This is a genomic window from Streptomyces sp. NPDC001056, assembly GCF_053598955.1.
The window spans coordinates 161,871-177,425 of sequence record NZ_JBSFLI010000003.1 but is presented as its reverse complement, the minus strand read 5'-3'; the positions used below and the strand labels follow the sequence as shown (position 1 = coordinate 177,425).

14 protein-coding genes are annotated in these 15,555 nt (G+C 73.7%); 10 read left to right on the top strand and 4 right to left on the bottom strand.

All coding sequences use genetic code 11. From position 1 onward, the window contains the following. Positions 1–372: 372 nt before the first annotated feature. The 4 genes from ACWDD7_RS05570 to ACWDD7_RS05555 all read left to right on the top strand — a co-directional run bounded on the left by ACWDD7_RS05570 (position 373) and on the right by ACWDD7_RS05555 (position 4,114). Positions 373–1,764, top strand: a complete 1,392-nt coding sequence (locus ACWDD7_RS05570) for an MFS transporter (RefSeq protein WP_450456456.1) — start codon at positions 373–375, stop codon at positions 1,762–1,764. Between the two features lie 157 nt (positions 1,765–1,921). Continuing rightward, the gene (locus tag ACWDD7_RS05565; RefSeq protein WP_351866591.1) at positions 1,922–2,395 is read left to right on the top strand and encodes a DUF2771 domain-containing protein; all 474 of its coding nucleotides are present in this window, start codon (positions 1,922–1,924) and stop codon (positions 2,393–2,395) included. 23 nt (positions 2,396–2,418) lie between these two features. Continuing rightward, positions 2,419–3,222 (top strand): futalosine hydrolase, encoded by an 804-nt coding sequence (locus ACWDD7_RS05560; RefSeq protein WP_450456455.1) that lies wholly within the window; start codon positions 2,419–2,421, stop codon positions 3,220–3,222. Further along, complete coding sequence (locus tag ACWDD7_RS05555; protein ID WP_450456454.1) at positions 3,212–4,114, top strand: 1,4-dihydroxy-6-naphthoate synthase; 903 nt, start codon at positions 3,212–3,214, stop codon at positions 4,112–4,114. The genes ACWDD7_RS05560 and ACWDD7_RS05555 overlap by 11 nt, the downstream gene beginning before the upstream one ends. Positions 4,115–4,139: 25 nt before the next feature. Here ACWDD7_RS05555 and ACWDD7_RS05550 read toward each other — a convergent pair whose 3' ends face one another. Continuing rightward, positions 4,140–4,523 carry a cold-shock protein gene (locus tag ACWDD7_RS05550; protein ID WP_285559186.1) on the bottom strand — a complete coding sequence of 128 codons (384 nt, stop codon included), beginning with the start codon at positions 4,521–4,523 and terminating at the stop codon, positions 4,140–4,142. A gap of 163 nt (positions 4,524–4,686) precedes the next feature. Here ACWDD7_RS05550 and ACWDD7_RS05545 point away from each other — a divergent pair, with 163 nt between their 5' ends. Then, positions 4,687–4,944: a hypothetical protein gene (locus tag ACWDD7_RS05545; RefSeq protein WP_351866598.1), complete on the top strand. Its 258-nt coding sequence runs from the start codon at positions 4,687–4,689 to the stop codon at positions 4,942–4,944. 23 nt (positions 4,945–4,967) lie between these two features. On the opposite strand, the gene ACWDD7_RS05540 is transcribed toward ACWDD7_RS05545, so the two are convergent. Beyond that, complete coding sequence (locus tag ACWDD7_RS05540; protein WP_351866600.1) at positions 4,968–5,585, bottom strand: HAD family hydrolase; 618 nt, start codon at positions 5,583–5,585, stop codon at positions 4,968–4,970. Positions 5,586–5,697: 112 nt separating this feature from the next. After that, positions 5,698–6,795, bottom strand: coding sequence for a hypothetical protein (locus ACWDD7_RS05535; RefSeq protein WP_450456453.1), 1,098 nt, complete (start codon positions 6,793–6,795; stop codon positions 5,698–5,700). 110 nt (positions 6,796–6,905) lie between these two features. Between ACWDD7_RS05535 and ACWDD7_RS05530 the strand changes: the two genes are divergently transcribed. Further along, positions 6,906–9,599, top strand: a complete 2,694-nt coding sequence (locus tag ACWDD7_RS05530; protein ID WP_450456452.1) for a helicase-associated domain-containing protein — start codon at positions 6,906–6,908, stop codon at positions 9,597–9,599. Between the two features lie 105 nt (positions 9,600–9,704). Then, positions 9,705–11,354 carry a DNA repair helicase XPB gene (locus tag ACWDD7_RS05525; protein WP_351866608.1) on the top strand — a complete coding sequence of 550 codons (1,650 nt, stop codon included), beginning with the start codon at positions 9,705–9,707 and terminating at the stop codon, positions 11,352–11,354. Between the two features lie 19 nt (positions 11,355–11,373). Here the strand turns inward: ACWDD7_RS05525 and ACWDD7_RS05520 are convergent, their stop codons facing one another. Continuing rightward, positions 11,374–11,556, bottom strand: a complete 183-nt coding sequence (locus ACWDD7_RS05520) for a hypothetical protein (protein ID WP_351866610.1) — start codon at positions 11,554–11,556, stop codon at positions 11,374–11,376. A 443-nt stretch (positions 11,557–11,999) separates the two neighbouring features. On the opposite strand from ACWDD7_RS05520, the gene ACWDD7_RS05515 reads away from it, so the two are divergent. From ACWDD7_RS05515 to ACWDD7_RS05505, 3 genes are all read left to right on the top strand, one after another. Beyond that, a complete protein-coding gene (locus tag ACWDD7_RS05515) occupies positions 12,000–14,018 on the top strand; it encodes a HelD family protein (RefSeq protein ID WP_450456553.1) in 2,019 nt (672 codons plus the stop codon). A 77-nt stretch (positions 14,019–14,095) separates the two neighbouring features. Then, positions 14,096–14,347 carry a hypothetical protein gene (locus tag ACWDD7_RS05510; protein WP_351866612.1) on the top strand — a complete coding sequence of 84 codons (252 nt, stop codon included), beginning with the start codon at positions 14,096–14,098 and terminating at the stop codon, positions 14,345–14,347. A 13-nt stretch (positions 14,348–14,360) separates the two neighbouring features. Continuing rightward, positions 14,361–15,545, top strand: coding sequence for an SPFH domain-containing protein (locus tag ACWDD7_RS05505; RefSeq protein WP_351866615.1), 1,185 nt, complete (start codon positions 14,361–14,363; stop codon positions 15,543–15,545). The last annotated feature ends 10 nt before the right edge of the window (positions 15,546–15,555 follow it).

The following is a 15,555-nucleotide window of genomic DNA, read 5'->3' as shown; positions in this document are numbered from 1 at the left end:
CCTACGCCGTCTCGTCAAGGCGGCTGCCTTAGGCGGGTTGGCCGACGGAGCGGACCTCAGGACCGCATCGACGTCTGCATCATCCGCGCGCTCGGGCGCACCTCTGCCATCCATTCTGCGTTATGGCTGAGATACGCACGCTACACCGAACAGGATTCGTTGCCGCTCGGCGGCATTCTCCCCCACTCCCACCCCCACTCCCACCCCCACTCCCACCCCCGCTCCATCCCCGCTCCATCCCCGCTCCCGCCCCCCGCCCCGTCCCCCCGCTCCCGCCCCCCGCCCCGTCCCCCCGCTCCCACCCCCGCCCTCGGGCACGGTTCGCCGCCATACGTGCCGTATCCGCACTATCCGGCGGCATCTCGGGGCACTATGAACCTCGTGGCGACCGCGGACAGGCGTGGGGTTCGGGGTGGCGGTGCGCGCCGGGTCGGCGGTGCCGCCCGGTCCGTCGGGCGTGCCCTGCACCTCCCCGTGACCGGCGCCGCGCGCGGCATCCGCCGGGCGACACACGCGCACGGGGCGGGCGAGTCGGGCCTCGGCAAACTGATCGAGCTGCACGCGGTGAACGGCGCCGGAGACGTCATGATCACCGTGGCGCTGGCCTCCACCGTCTTCTTCTCCGTGCCGACCGACGAGGCGCGCGGGCGGGTCGCGCTGTACCTGGCGATCACCATGGCGCCGTTCACCGTCCTCGCCCCGGTCATCGGCCCCCTGCTCGACCGGCTCCCGCACGGCCGCCGGGCCGCGATGGCGGCGGCCATGCTGGCGCGGGCGCTGCTCGCCCTGCTGATCTCGGGCGCGGTGGCGACCGGGAGCCTGGAGCTGTATCCCGCCGCGCTCGGCGTGCTGGTGGCGTCCAAGGCGTACGGCGTGGTGCGCAGCGCCGTCGTACCGCGGCTGCTGCCGCCGCTGTTCTCCCTGGTGAAGGCGAACTCCCGGGTCACCCTTGCCGGGCTGCTCGCCACCGGGCTGGCCGCGCCGGTCGCGGCGGGGCTCCACCGGATCGGCGATCCCTGGCCGCTCTACGGCGCCTTCGTGATCTTCGTGGCGGGCACGGTGCTGTCCTTCTCGCTGCCGCCCAAGGTGGACTCGGCCCGCGGCGAGGCCGTGGCGCTGCTCGCGGCCGACGAGACGCGGCTGCCCGAGGCGAGGGTGAAGCGCCCCGGGCTGCGCACGGTCGGGCCCGCCGTGACCCACGCCCTCGGCGCCAACGCCGCCCTGCGCTGCCTCTCCGGCTTCCTGATCTTCTTCCTCGCCTTCCTGCTGCGCGAGCACCCGCTGACCGGCGAGAGCGCGGCGGTCTCCCTGGGCCTGGTGGGCGTCGCGGCCGGCCTGGGCAACGCGCTGGGCACGGCGGTGGGGGCGTGGCTGAGGTCACGGGCGCCGGAGATCATCATCGTGACCGTCGTCGGGGTGGCGCTCGGCACGGCGATCGTGGCCGCGGTGTTCTTCGGGGCCTTCCTGGTGGCCGCTCTCGCGGCGGTCGCCGGGTTCGCGCAGGCGCTGGCCAAGCTGGCGCTGGACGCGCTGATCCAGCGGGACGTGCCGGAACTGGTGCGCAGCTCGGCCTTCGCCCGCTCCGAGACCCTGCTCCAGATGGCGTGGGTGTTCGGCGGCGCGGTCGGCATCGTGATGCCGCTCAACGGCACCGTCGGACTGCTGGCCGGCGCCGCGTTCGTGGCCGTCGGCTGGCTGAGCACCCTGCGCGGTCTGGTCAGCTCCGCGCGGTACGGCGGCCGGCCCCGCACCCGGGTGGCGTAACGGGACCCGGTCGAGCCGAAGGAGTGGTGTCGCAAAGGGGCAGGTCGCGTGACGAACCGGACACAGTCGGGTTGTCGCGGACACGACTGGCGTAACGAACCGGGCACGCCGCACCCCGCGTGGGCGGACGACTCCGGGCGACCGATAGCCTTCGGGCATGACCACGCTGCAATCCGTTGTGCGACGCCGCCGCGCCGTCGCCGCCGCCGGCGCCGTTACCGCCGGACTGCTCGTCCTGTCGGCCTGTGACAAGCCGACGCCCACCGCGACGATCACCGTCGGCCGGGACTCGGTGCACTCCGAGGCGGTCTGCTACAACGACGGCAACGCGCTCGACGCCAAGGCGCTTGCCGACTGCGCCAAGAAGACCGGCGCCGCGAAGTCGATCTCGGTCGGCGAGGACTCGACCATCCGCATCGGCGTCGACCCGAAGATCGCGGACGCCGGCTGGGCGGTGCTGGTCAACGGCCGTCCCTTCACCAGCCTCAGCAAGGAGACGTACCGCACGCTGCCGGGCAACGCGTTCTTCAACGCGCAGTACGGCACCGGCGGCGACACCAACACGCTGGTGATCCAGATGGGCTCCAACCCGACCAAGGGCGTGTGGTCCTTCAAGCTGAAGAAGGCCTGATCACGACGTCCGCACGGATCCTCGTGGCCACCGCCGTCCCGGCCGAACGGGACGCGGTGGCCCGGGCGTTCCCCGGCCCGGGGGACGAGGTACGGCTGCCGGGCGCGGTGCTGTGCCGTACGGCCCCCGGCGCCGGTCCGGGCCGTACGACCGCCGATGACGACCCGGGGCGTACGACCGCCGACGCCGATCCAGGGCGTAAGGCCGTCGGTGTCGGCTCGGGCCGTTCCGCCGTCGTGATCGATCTGCTCGCCGCCGGGGTCGGGCCCGCGCGGGCCGCCGCCTCCACCGCCGCCGCGCTCACCGCGGCCGCCCTCGCCGGGGCCCCCTACGACCTGGTCGTCTCGGCCGGGATCGGCGGCGGGTTCGCGCCCGGGGCGCCGCTCGGCTCGCTCGTCGTCGCCGACGCGATCACCGTGGCCGATCTGGGCGCGGAGACCGCAGACGGCTTTCTCCCGGTCACCGACCTGGGGTTCGGGACCGTCACCCATCGCCCGCCGGAATCACTCGTACGAGGCGTGGCCGAGGCCACCGGCGCCCGTACCGGCACGGTCCTCACCGTGTCCACCGTGACCGGCACCGCCGCCCGCGCCGCCGCGCTGCGCGCCCGGCACCCCCACGCGCTCGCCGAGGGCATGGAGGGCTTCGGGGTCGCCGAGGCCGCCGACGCGCAGGGCGTCCCGGTGCTGGAGATCCGCGCGATCTCCAACCCGGTCGGCCCGCGCGACCGCGCCGCCTGGCGCATCGGCGACGCGCTCGCCGTCCTCACCGCGGCCTTCGGGAAGCTCGCGCCCGCATTGGAGAGTTGGAAACCGTATGACCAGTGAGCCGTTGCAGATCGCGTACTCGCCCTGCCCCAACGACACCTTCGTCTTCGACGCTCTCGCGCACGGCCGCGTCCCCGGCGCCCCCGCGCTGGACGTGACCTTCGCCGACATCGACATCACCAACGGCATGGCCGAGCGCGGCGAGTTCGACGTGCTGAAGGTGTCGTACGCCGTCCTGCCCTACGTGCTCGGCGAGTACGCGCTGCTGCCGTGCGGCGGCGCGCTCGGCCGGGGCTGCGGCCCGCTGGTGCTGACACGGGAGGCCGGGGCCGACCTGACGGGTCGTACGGTCGCGGTGCCCAGCGAGACGTCGACCGCCTATCTGCTGTTCCGGCTGTGGGCCGCGGACGTGGTCGGAGCCGAAAGGGGCGGGCCCGCGGGGTCCTCGGTCGAGGGTGGGGGGCGACGGGCGGGCGGCGTCGGCGAGATCGTGGTCATGCCGTTCCACGAGATCATGCCGGCCGTGCGGGACGGCAAGGTGGACGCGGGGCTCGTGATCCACGAGGCCCGTTTCACCTACCAGGACTACGGGCTGCACAAGCTCGCCGACATGGGCGAGCACTGGGAGCGGACGACCGGGCTGCCGATCCCGCTGGGCGCGATCGTGGCCAAGCGGTCGCTGGGCGCCGAGACGCTGAAGAGGCTCGCCGAGTCCGTGCGCGCCTCGGTGCGGGCCGCGTGGGACGACCCCGAGGTCTCCCGGCCCTACGTCATGGCGCACGCCCAGGAGATGGACCCCGCCGTGGCCGACCAGCACATCGGTCTGTACGTCAACGAGTTCACGGCCGACCTCGGCGAGGACGGGTACGCGGCGATCCGCGGGCTGCTCACCCGCGCGGCGGCCGAGGGACTGGTACCGCCCCTCGGCCCGGACGCGCTCGCGTTTCCCTGACGGGAGCCTGGACGCGAGGGCGGGGTCAGACGTCCAGCTGGTCGGCGACCGCGCGGAGCAGGCCGGCGATCTTCTTGCCGGAGGCCTTCTCGGGATAGCGGCCCTTCTCCAGCATCGGGGTGATGTTCTCGAGGAGGGTCGTCAGGTCCTGCACGATCGAGGCCAGCTCGTCGGGCTTCTTGCGCTGGGCGGCGGCCACGGAGGGCGTCGGGTCGAGCACGATCACCGACAGCGCCTGGTCGCCGCGCTGACCGGCGACCACGCCGAACTCCACTCGCTGTCCCGGCTTGAGCGCTTCGACTCCGGCGGGGAGGACCGAGGAATGGACGAAGACGTCACCGCCGTCGTCGCGGGAGAGAAAGCCGAAGCCCTTCTCGCTGTTGAACCACTTGACCTTGCCGGTAGGCACGTCTGTCCTCGTCCTCGTACTCGTCGGGAAAATGCTTCGGAAACGGCTCTTGACAGCACTAGAGCGGGTCGACTGTGACCCGCCGCCATCAAGGCTAATGGTCTTGGACCCGGTGACAAGACGTCCCCCGGTCGTTCTCTCGCGCAGGAACTACCCTGGTCCGGTGCGTGACAAAACCCAAGCGAATTCCGCCGGGCCCGGCGACGGACTCATCCGCGCCGGTGCCATCGTGTTCTTCGTCGGGGCCCTGGCCACCCTGGTCACCATGGTCCCTTTGTTCCTCGGAACCAAGCCGTTTCCCACCTACATGTACGGACTGTGCATGCTGATGGGCGTCGGCTTCCTCGTGGCCGGCGCGGGAGTGCTGCGGTCGATCGCGGCGGGCCGACGGCAGGCGCGCGGCGCCTCCGCGTCCCGGTAGCCACCGGCCCCGGTGGCCTTCGGTCAGGGGCGGTAATCGGCCAGCCACGACGGGAAGGCGGACAGGTCGTCCAGGACGACGTCCGCCCCGGCCGCGCGCAGTTCGTCCGCCGGGCAGGGCCCGGTCGCCACGGCGACCGACAGCGCGCCCGCCGTACGCGCCCCACGCACGTCCCCGGTGTGGTCGCCGACGTACACCCCCGCGCCGTGCTCGCGCAGCGCCTGCGCCTTCTGCTCGGCCCACAGGTCGCCCACGACCACGTCGGGCTCGATGCCCAGGTGGGCCAGGTGCAGCTTCGCGTTGGGCTCGTACTTCGCGGTGACCACCATGGTCCGCCCGCCGGCCGCGCGCACCGCCGCCATGGCCTCGCGGGCGCCTTCCATGGCCGGGGTCGCGGCGATGGCTATGGAGGGGTACATCTCCCGGTACAGGTCGGCCACGGCGGCCACCCGCTCCGCCGGGAACCAGTTCACCAGCTCCTCCGCCAGCGGCGGGCCGAGCCGGGTGATCGCCAGGTCGGCGTCGATGTACGTCCCCGTCCGCTCCGCCAGCGCCACGTAGCACGCGCGGATACCCGGCCGGGAGTCGATGAGGGTCATGTCGAGGTCGAAGCCGACGGTGAGGGAGGCCATGGGGGACATGGTGCCAGGCGGGACCGACAGTCCCCATCCCCGTGGCCGTGACCGACCGGTTCTCGGTGCCCGGCCGCCGCGACCGGCCCCGGTGATCAGCCGCTGCGCCCGGCGTCCGCGCTCAGCCCTTGCGCTGTGAGCGCCACGCCAGGTAGAGGGCCGAGGCGACGGCCGCGCCCCGCACCACCCAGGGCCAGGTCTGGGAGACGGCGTCGCCCATGTGCCCCTGGGCGATCGGGTCGCCCCAGCGGCCGCTCTGGCGTCCCCACAGCCACACCAGGCCCACCGCGGCCGCGGTGCCGGGCAGCACCAGCACGGCCCACTTGCTCTCCGCCGGGGACAGGCGCCGGGAGGTGTAGGCGATCGCCCAGCCGGCGAGCAGCGCGAACCAGTTCCCGAGCACGGCCCCGGCCACCAGCGCGGCCGCGGCCAGCAGCAGGAAGGGGTTGGACCAGCCCGCGGCGGGACCCGGCAGCAGGCGGCGGGTCGGGGCGTCGCCTGCCGCGGCCTCGGCGGCGGGGGCGGTCGCGGGGGCACGGCGCGGGAACAGGCCGAAGCGCCGGGCGGGCGCGGGGGCGGGGGCGGCCTTCTCCGCCGCGGGCTCTCCGGCGGCCTCCTGCCGCGCCTTCTCCGTCTCGTGCGGCGGCCGTCGCAGCAGATCCGGGATCTCCACGCCGCCGACGAAGCCCGGCACCGGATCGGTGTCCAGGAAGGGGCTGTTCCTGGCCCCGCCGAAGGCACCGTCGGCCAGCCGCCACCAGTCGGGCGCCGCGTCCGGGTCGCCCAGCTCGTGCGCGGCGGCGATGTGCGGCGGGGTCGGCACGTCCCGCGGCACGGACGGCTCGGACCGGGGCTCGGTGGGCCGCGGGCGGGGTACGACACGCCGAAGACCCCTCGGACGCTCCTCGGGCGGTGCCGCGGCCTCCCGCTCCCGTGGCGCGGGCTGCGCCGGTACGGCGGCGGACGGGCGGCCGGCGCCGTCCACCGGCCCGGTGCCGCCCGCGGCCTCGACCACCTCGTCCGGCGTACCGAGCCGCTCCAGGATGCGGCGGACCGCGGCGGGACTGTCCACCGTCGCCCTGGCCCGGTCGCGGTCGATCTCGTTGCGCAGCTCCGAGACCAGCCGCATGCGCGTGGACGACGGCAGCTGCCGTTGCGCAGCGACGTCCCCGACGCGGCTCAGATACTCGTAGACGACCTTGTCGCTTTCGATGCCCACGGAATCCCTCCGGGGTGACGCCGACTGAAACCCCGTGAGGACGGTAGCGCAGAGCGAGCCCGTGCCCGCCACGGCTGAACCACCGCAGGCAACCCGCTACCGTTGGCCGGATGAGCCAAGAGGCCAGCCCAGCCCCTCGGTCCCTCGCGGAGGCGCTCCGCGCCAGGGACGACGCCTCCCTGGCCGCGCTGCTGCGCAGCCGCCCGGACCTCATCACGCCCGTCCCCACCGATCTGACCCAGCTGGCCACCCGGGCCGGCACCCGGGCCTCGGTGCTGCGGGCCCTGGAACGGCTGGACCGCTTCGCCCTGCAGACCGCCGAGGCTCTGGCCGTGGCCCCCGACCCGGCCTCGGACGCCACCCTGCTCGGGCTGATGGCCGGGGACGCCGGGGACGAGACGGTGGCCGCCGCGCTCCCCCGCGCTCTCGGCACCCTGCGCGAGCAGGCACTGGTGTGGGGCGACGACGACCGGCTGCGCCTGGTGCGCACCGCCCGCGAGCTGCTCGCGCCGTCCCCGCAGCACCCCTCGCCGACCGGGCTCGGACCGACCGTGCACGAGGCCACCTCCGGCATGTCGCCGGGGCGGATCCAGGAGATCGTGACCACGGCGGGGCTGGCCTCGACCCATGACTCGGTGTCGGCGGTGACCGCGCTGACCGCGCTGTTCACCGATCGCGAGAAGATGGCCGGGCTGCTCGCCGGGGCACCGGAGGGCTCCCTGGAGGTGCTGTCCCGGCTGGTGTGGGGGCCGCCGTACGGGCAGGTCACCCCGGAACCGGCCGCCCATCTGCGCTGGCTCCTCGACCGGGGCCTGCTGCTGCCGACGGCTCCCGGCACCGTCGTACTGCCCCGCGAGGTGGCCCTGCACCTGCGCGCGGGCCGCGCCCACCGGCGGCCCGAGCCGCTGCCGCCCGCGGTGGAGCCGACCGCGACCCACCGTCCACAGGGTGTGGACGCGACGGCGGCCGGGCAGGCGCACACCGCGCTCGCCACCGTCGAGGAGCTGCTGAAGGACTGGGACGAGGGCGGCCCCGCGGTACTGCGGGCCGGGGGCCTCAGCGTGCGCGATCTCAAGCGGACCGCCGTCGCCCTGGACGCGCCCGAACCGGTCGCCGCGTTCTGGATCGAACTGGCCTATGCGGCGGGCCTGCTGGCCTCCGACGGCGAGGCCGACGAGCGGTACGCCGCCACCCCCTTCTACGACGAGTGGCTGGAGCGGCCCCCGGCCGAACGCTGGGCGCTGCTCGCCCGGTCCTGGCTGACGGCCACCCGGTCGCCGGGCCTGGTCGGCGGCCGGGACGCGAAGGACCGCACCCTCTCCGCGCTCGGCCCCGGCCTCGACCGCTCGGCCGCGCCCGAGGTACGGCACCGGGTCCTGACCCTGCTGGCCGGCCTCCCCGCGGGCACCGCCCCCGACCCCGAGTCCGTGCTGGCCCGCCTCCACTGGGAACGCCCCCTGCGGGGCGCCGCGAGCGCCTCCCGCCCCGGCCGGGGCACCCCCGCCGAAGACCTCCGCACCCGCCTCGCCCGCTGGACCCTCACGGAGGCGGAACTGCTGGGCGTCACGGGCCGGGGCGCGCTGTCCGGCCACGGCAGGGCGCTGCTGGGCGCACCGGCGGCGGGCACGGCCGACTCGACGGACACCGGCGGCACGGCAGTCCCCGGCGGCACCCCTCACGGCGCGGGCAGCCCCACCGGCACGGCAGGCCCGGCCGGCGCCGACACGGCCGAACCCCCCGGCCCCGGCGCCAAGCTCCCCGTCCGCCACCGCGCGACCGCCCCCGCCACCCCCGCGTCCCCCGCCACCCCCGCGGCCCCCGCCCCCCTTCACGCCCCCGCTCCCCTCTCCCCCACCGAACAAGCCGCCGCCACCGCCGCCGCGGCCCGTCTCCTCGCCCCGCTCCTCCCCGAACCCCTCGACCACGTCCTCCTCCAGGCCGACCTGACGGCCGTCGCGCCGGGGCCGCTGGAGCGGCCGCTCGCGGAGATGCTGGGCGTGCTCGCGGACGTCGAGTCGAAGGGCGGCGCGACGGTGTACCGGTTCACACCGGCGTCGGTGCGCCGCGCCCTGGACGCCGGGCGGGCCGCCGCCGATCTGCACGACTTCCTGGCCCGGCACTCGCGCACCCCGGTCCCGCAGCCGCTCGCCTACCTGATCGACGACGTGGCCCGCAAGCACGGCCATCTGCGGGTCGGCGCCGCCTCGGCCTACGTCCGCTGCGACGACGACGCCCTGCTGAACGAGATCCTCGCCGACAAGCGCGCCACCGCCCTGCGCCTGCGCCGCCTCGCCCCGACCGTGCTGGCCGCCCAGTCCGACCCGGCCGCCCTGCTGGAAGGCCTGCGCGCGATGGGCTTCGCGCCCGCCGCCGAGTCCGCCGAGGGCGATGTCCTGATCACCCGCGCCCACGCCCATCGCACCCCGCCGCGGACCGCGCCCGAACCGGTGCCCGACGGTCCGCCGCCGCCCGACCCCACGCTCCTCACGGCCGCGATCCGCGCGATCCGGGCCGGCGATCTGGCCGCCACGACCCCCCGCAAGCAGACCGGCACGGACCCGGCCGCCGGTGAGCTGCCCCGCACCTCCTCCGCCGACACCCTGGCCACCGTGCAGGCCGCCGTGCTCACCGGAGATTCCCTGTGGATCGGCTACGTCAACGCCGAGGGGGCCGCCAGCCAGCGCGTCATCGCCCCGATCCGCGTGGAGGGCGGCTTCGTGACCGCCTACGACCACACGGCGGACGAGGTCCGCACCTACCCGCTGCACCGCATCACCGGGGTCGCGGAACTCGCCGAGGACTGACCGGGGCGGACCGAGTCGGCCCACGGCCCGCCGTGATCGCGGCCGGATGGGGCACACTGGACGTTTGGCCGTCGTGGAGGCCGTAGTGGAAAGGGTGTGCCACGCGTGAATGGTCCACTGATCGTACAGTCCGACAAGACCCTGCTCCTGGAAGTCGACCACGAGCGGGCCGACGACTGCCGGCGGGCCATCGCGCCGTTCGCCGAGCTGGAGCGGGCGCCCGAGCACATCCACACCTATCGGGTGACCCCGCTCGGGCTGTGGAACGCGCGGGCCGCGGGGCACGACGCGGAGCAGGTCGTGGACGCGCTGGTGCAGTACAGCCGCTACCCCGTGCCGCACGCGCTGCTCGTGGACGTCGCCGAGACGATGGACCGCTACGGCCGCCTCACCCTCTCCAAGCACCCCGCGCACGGGCTCGTGCTGACCACCACGGACCGGCCGGTGCTTGAGGAGGTCCTGAAGTCCAAGCGGATCGCCCCGCTGGTCGGCGCGCGGATCGACCCGGACACGGTCGTGGTGCACCCCTCCGAGCGCGGGCAGATCAAGCAGACGCTGCTGAAGCTCGGCTGGCCGGCCGAGGACCTCGCCGGCTACGTGGACGGCGAGGCGCACCCCATCGACCTGCGCGAGGACGGCTGGACCCTGCGGCCCTACCAGAAGCAGGCCGTGGAGAACTTCTGGCACGGTGGCAGCGGTGTCGTGGTGCTGCCCTGCGGCGCGGGCAAGACGCTGGTGGGCGCGGCCTCCATGGCCGAGGCGAAGTCGACCACCCTGATCCTCGTGACCAACACCGTCTCCGCCCGGCAGTGGAAGCACGAGCTGGTGAAGCGGACCTCGCTGACCGAGGACGAGATCGGCGAGTACAGCGGGACCCGCAAGGAGATCCGCCCGGTCACCATCGCCACGTACCAGGTGCTGACGACCAAGCGGAAGGGCGTCTATCCGCACCTGGAGCTGTTCGACTCCCGGGACTGGGGACTGATCGTCTACGACGAGGTGCATCTGCTGCCGGCTCCCGTCTTCAAGTTCACCGCCGATCTCCAGGCACGGCGGCGGCTGGGGCTGACCGCCACGCTGGTGCGCGAGGACGGCCGCGAGTCGGACGTGTTCTCCCTGATCGGGCCCAAGCGGTTCGACGCGCCCTGGAAGGAGATCGAGGCGCAGGGCTACATCGCGCCCGCCGACTGCGTCGAGGTCCGGGTGAACCTGACGGAGTCCGAGCGGCTGGCGTACGCCACGGCCGAGACGGAGGAGAAGTACCGCTTCTGTGCCACCACGGACACCAAGCGGAAGGTCACGGAGGCGATCGTCCGCCGGTTCACCGGCCAGCAGATCCTCGTGATCGGTCAGTACATCGACCAACTCGACGAGCTGGGCGAGCACCTGGACGCCCCGGTCATCAAGGGCGAGACCTCCAACGCCCAGCGCGAGAAGCTCTTCGACGCCTTCCGCGAGGGCGAGATCAACGTGCTGGTGGTGTCCAAGGTCGCCAACTTCTCCATCGACCTGCCCGAGGCCACGGTCGCCATCCAGGTGTCCGGCACCTTCGGCTCCCGCCAGGAGGAGGCCCAGCGGCTCGGCCGGGTGCTGCGGCCCAAGGCCGACGGGCACCAGGCGCACTTCTACTCGGTCGTGGCCCGCGACACCATCGACCAGGACTTCGCCGCCCACCGCCAGCGCTTCCTGGCCGAACAGGGCTACGCCTACCGGATCATGGACGCGGACGAGATCCTCTCGGAGACCGAGGGCTGACGAGCCGGGGGGGGCGCCGTCACACGCGGCGTATGCCCGCCTCCTCGCCGTACTCGCCGAGGATGACGACGCCGAACGCCGCCTCCGCGAACACCTTCAGCGCGCGCAGGGCACTGCCGAGGAAGTGGCGCGGAGCGCCGTCCACGGCCGTGGCTCCGGTCGGGGGCCGGGGAGGGGAGGGGGAAACGGTTGCTGCGCTCATGACTCCATGGTGGAACTCCGATGCCTTTCGCGGTATCGGTCCAGGGGTCCAGTTCCGGAGGCCTTGAACCGCGCCCACAGGTGGACGCGACCCCTACGCCGGCCCACCCGCATCCCCTAGGGGACAAGGGAGAACCCCGCGGCACGTGGTCCCCGGGAAATGGCCGGAAAGCGGCTCGCGCCAAATCCGTTGGCGTTCCCCCCGCCGCCTCACTAAAATCCCGTCCCTTGCCCGCCTCCCCTCCGCGGAGAGCCGCCGTCCGGCCGGAACCGGACGGCAATGTCGTCACGGCGACACCCGTCACCGTCGTACCGCCACGCAGCAGGCCCACCGGAGGCACCCCCTTGTCCACGTCCGCCCACGACCAGGCAGCCGACCCCGCCACCGACCCCCTCTCCCGCGAGCGCTCCCACCTCGCGTCCTCCCGCGCCGCCCTGCGTGCCATGCGCGAGGACGTGGAGGCGCTGGACATCCGGGACGTCACCGCGAACTGGGTCAACGCCGCGGTGCTCAGCCGCCAGATCGACGACCGCATCAAGGCGCTGGCCGACCTCAGCGACACCCCGCTGTTCTTCGGCCGGCTCGACTACCTGCACGCCCCGGGCGCGGAGCAGGCCGAGGGCGCCGAGGGCGAGCAGTTCTACATCGGACGCCGGCACGTGCACGACGCCGACGGCGACCCCATGGTCATCGACTGGCGCGCCCCGGTCTCCCAGCCGTTCTACCGGGCGTCCAAGAAGGACCCGATGGACATCGGGCTGCGCCGCCGCTTCGGCTACACCGGCGGCGAGCTGACCGCGTACGAGGACGAGCGGCTGTCCGACCCGGCCGAGGCGGCCACCACCAGCAAGCTGCTCCAGCAGGAGATCGAGCGTCCGCGCGTCGGCCCGATGCGGGACATCGTCGCCACCATCCAGCCCGAGCAGGACGAGATCGTCCGCAGCGGCCTCGGCGGCACCGTCTGCGTCCAGGGCGGCCCCGGCACCGGGAAGACCGCCGTCGGCCTGCACCGGGTGGCGTACCTGCTGTACGCGCACCGCGAGCGCCTCGCCCGCACCGGCACCCTGGTCATCGGCCCGAACAAGTCCTTCCTGCACTACATCGAGCAGGTGCTGCCGGCACTGGGCGAGCTGGCCGTGCAGCAGGCCACCGTGGACGACCTGGTGGCCCATGTGGAGGTACGCGGCACGGACGACGCGGCCGCCGCGGTGGTCAAGGGCGACGCCCGGATGGCCGAGGTGCTGCGCCGGGCCCTGTACTCGTACGTGACCCCGCCGACGGAACCGGTGCTGGTCGTGCGCGGTTCGCGGCGCTGGCGGGTCCCGGCGTACGAACTGGAGGAGCTGGTACGGCAGTTGCTGGACCGGGAGATCCGGTACGGCGCCGCTCGCGAGGCCCTGCCGCAGCGGATCGCGCACGCGGTGCTGGTGCAGATGGAGCGGGCCGGGGAGGCGCCGGACGACCGGGTGCAGGACGCGGTGGCGCGCAACAGCGCGGTGAAGGCGGCCGTGAAGGCGATCTGGCCGGCCGTCGACCCGGCGAAGCTGGTGCTGCGGCTGCTCGGCGAGCCGGAGTTCCTCGCCGAGCACGCGGCCGGGCTGCTGGACGAGGACGAGCAGAAGGCGATCCTGTGGACCAAGCCGGCCCGCAGCGTGAAGTCGGCCAAGTGGTCCGCCGCGGACGCGGTGTTGATCGACGAGGCGGCCGACCTCGTCCAGCGCACGCACTCGCTCGGCCATGTCGTCCTGGACGAGGCGCAGGACCTCTCCCCCATGCAGTACCGGGCGGTGGGCCGCCGCTGCACCACGGGCAGCGCGACCGTCCTCGGCGACCTCGCGCAGGGCACGACGCCCTGGGCGACGCGCAGTTGGCAGGAGGCGCTGGGCCACCTGGGCAAACAGGAAGGCGTGATCGAGGAGTTGACGGCCGGTTTCCGTGTGCCGACCGACGTCATCACGTATGCCTCCCGGCTGCTCCCGCACATCGCCCCGGGCCTCACCCCGGTCGCCTCGGTGCGCGAGAACCCGGGCTTCTTCGAGGTCCGTACGGTCGGCCCGGCGGACCGGACCGACGCCGCGGACCAGGCCGTCGTCGCCGACCAGGTCATCGCCGCGTGCCGGGAGTTGCTGGCCAACGAGGGCTCGACCGGGCTGATCGCCGCCGACGCCCGGATCCCCGCGCTGGCCGAGGCGCTCACCGCCGCGGGGATCGGATATCTCGCGCCGGGCGAGGAGACGACCCGCGAGACGCGGCTGACCCTCGTACCGGCCTCGCTCGCCAAGGGTCTGGAGTACGACTACGTGGTCCTGGACGAACCCCGGGCGGTCGTCGACGGCGAACCGGACGAGCGCACGGGCCTGCGCCGCCTGTACGTGGCCCTCACCCGAGCGGTCTCCGGCCTCGTCGTGACCCACGCGGCGCCCCTGCCGGAGCAGCTTGCGGAGCCCGTGCACGGGATGTGACCTCCCGCCCGTTGGTCCCCGGCCCGACGGGGGCTATCGTCGGAATCCTGAGGCCAGGGCGAGGAGGACGGCCGGTGATGCCGCAGGACGAGGCCGTGATCGGCCGTACGGGGAAGGTCCTTATCGGAACACGTGGATCCGCCGGGCCCGGCGAGGTGCTGGTCCGGGTCAGGGGCGGTTCCGAGACGTTTCTCGCCTGGTCGGAGGATCCCCTGCCGCCGGGTGCGACGGTCCTCGTGATCGAATCGCGAGGATGCCGCGAGATCGGCGTCATCGAATGGGCAGATCCATTGGACGCGCTCGGCGGCGACGCCGCCGACGCCTGCTGAGGAGTACGAGAAGATGTTCGGATACCGCGTACCCGCGCCGGACGAGGCGATGTTGATCTCGGGCGGACGACGGGGACTGGGGGGCGCGCCGTTCCGAGTGGTGACGGGCCACGGCAAGTTCGTGGTCCCGTTCTTCCGCAAGACCCGCTTCCTCTCGCTGGCGATGTGCGAGTCGGAGGTGACCGAGACCTGCGTGACCAAGCAGGGCATCGCCCTGCACGTGCGTGCCGTCATCGCCTTCAAGGTCGGCAACGACCACGAGAGCATCATCAACGCCGGTCAGCGCTTCCTCTCCGACCAGGACCAGATGTCGGTGCTCACCGGCCGGATCTTCGCCGGCCACCTGCGCGCCATCATCGGCTCGATGACCGTCGAGGAGATCGTCACCGAGCGGCAGAAGCTGGCCGCCGAGGTGCTGGACACCTCCAAGATGGAGATGGCCAAGATCGGCCTGATCGTGGACTCGCTGCAGATCCAGTCGATCGACGACGGCGACACCGGTTACATCGAGGCGATGTCCGCCCCGCACAAGGCGGCCATCCGGCGCCAGGCGCAGATCGCGCAGGCGCAGGCCACGCAGGCCGCGGTGGAGGCCGAGCAGGAGGCGGCGCGCCGGCAGGCGGAGTACGCCCGGCAGACCGCCGTCGTCAAGGCCGAGTACTCGGCCGAGGTGGACCGGGCGCAGGCGCAGGCCGCGCAGGCCGGTCCGCTGGCGCAGGCGCACGCGCAGCAGGAAGTGCTGGACGCGCAGACCGAGTTGGCCCAGCGCCAGGCGCTGCTGCGGCAGCAGCAGCTGGTGGCCGAGGTCGTGAGGCCGGCCGAGGCGGAGGCCGAGCGGGTCAAAATCCTCGCGGCGGCCGAGGCCCAGCGGATGAAGATCCAGGCCGAGGCAGCGGCGTCGTACGACCGTGTCGCGCTGGACCGGATGCTGATCGACCAGCTGCCGCAGATCGTGAAGGAGGCGGCCGGCGGTCTGGCCGGCGCCAACGTCAACGTCCTGAACGGCGCGGACGGCCTCGGCGAGATCGCGGCCGGCCTGGTCTCCCAGGGCCTGACGATCCTCGACTCGGTCCGCCAGAACCTCAGCGGCCAGGAGTCGGACGGCAACCGCTCCGAGGGGGCCCGGGGCAACGGCCTGCTCCAGCTCGACGCCCGCCGCGAGAAGAAGTCGGACGACGGCCCGGTGGACGTCGACTAGCGGCCACCCC

Bases quoted from the DNA above. Each gene is read 5' to 3' on its own strand.
- ACWDD7_RS05570 (WP_450456456.1), top strand. From the start codon at position 373: ATGAACCTCGTGGCGACCGCGGACAGGCGTGGGGTTCGGGGTGGCGGT.
- ACWDD7_RS05565 (WP_351866591.1), top strand. From the start codon at position 1,922: ATGACCACGCTGCAATCCGTTGTGCGACGCCGCCGCGCCGTCGCCGCC.
- ACWDD7_RS05555 (WP_450456454.1), top strand. From the start codon at position 3,212: ATGACCAGTGAGCCGTTGCAGATCGCGTACTCGCCCTGCCCCAACGAC.
- ACWDD7_RS05540 (WP_351866600.1), bottom strand. From the start codon at position 5,585: ATGTCCCCCATGGCCTCCCTCACCGTCGGCTTCGACCTCGACATGACC.
- ACWDD7_RS05530 (WP_450456452.1), top strand. From the start codon at position 6,906: ATGAGCCAAGAGGCCAGCCCAGCCCCTCGGTCCCTCGCGGAGGCGCTC.
- ACWDD7_RS05520 (WP_351866610.1), bottom strand. From the start codon at position 11,556: ATGAGCGCAGCAACCGTTTCCCCCTCCCCTCCCCGGCCCCCGACCGGA.
- ACWDD7_RS05515 (WP_450456553.1), top strand. From the start codon at position 12,000: ATGCGCGAGGACGTGGAGGCGCTGGACATCCGGGACGTCACCGCGAAC.
- ACWDD7_RS05510 (WP_351866612.1), top strand. From the start codon at position 14,096: ATGCCGCAGGACGAGGCCGTGATCGGCCGTACGGGGAAGGTCCTTATC.
- ACWDD7_RS05505 (WP_351866615.1), top strand. From the start codon at position 14,361: ATGTTCGGATACCGCGTACCCGCGCCGGACGAGGCGATGTTGATCTCG.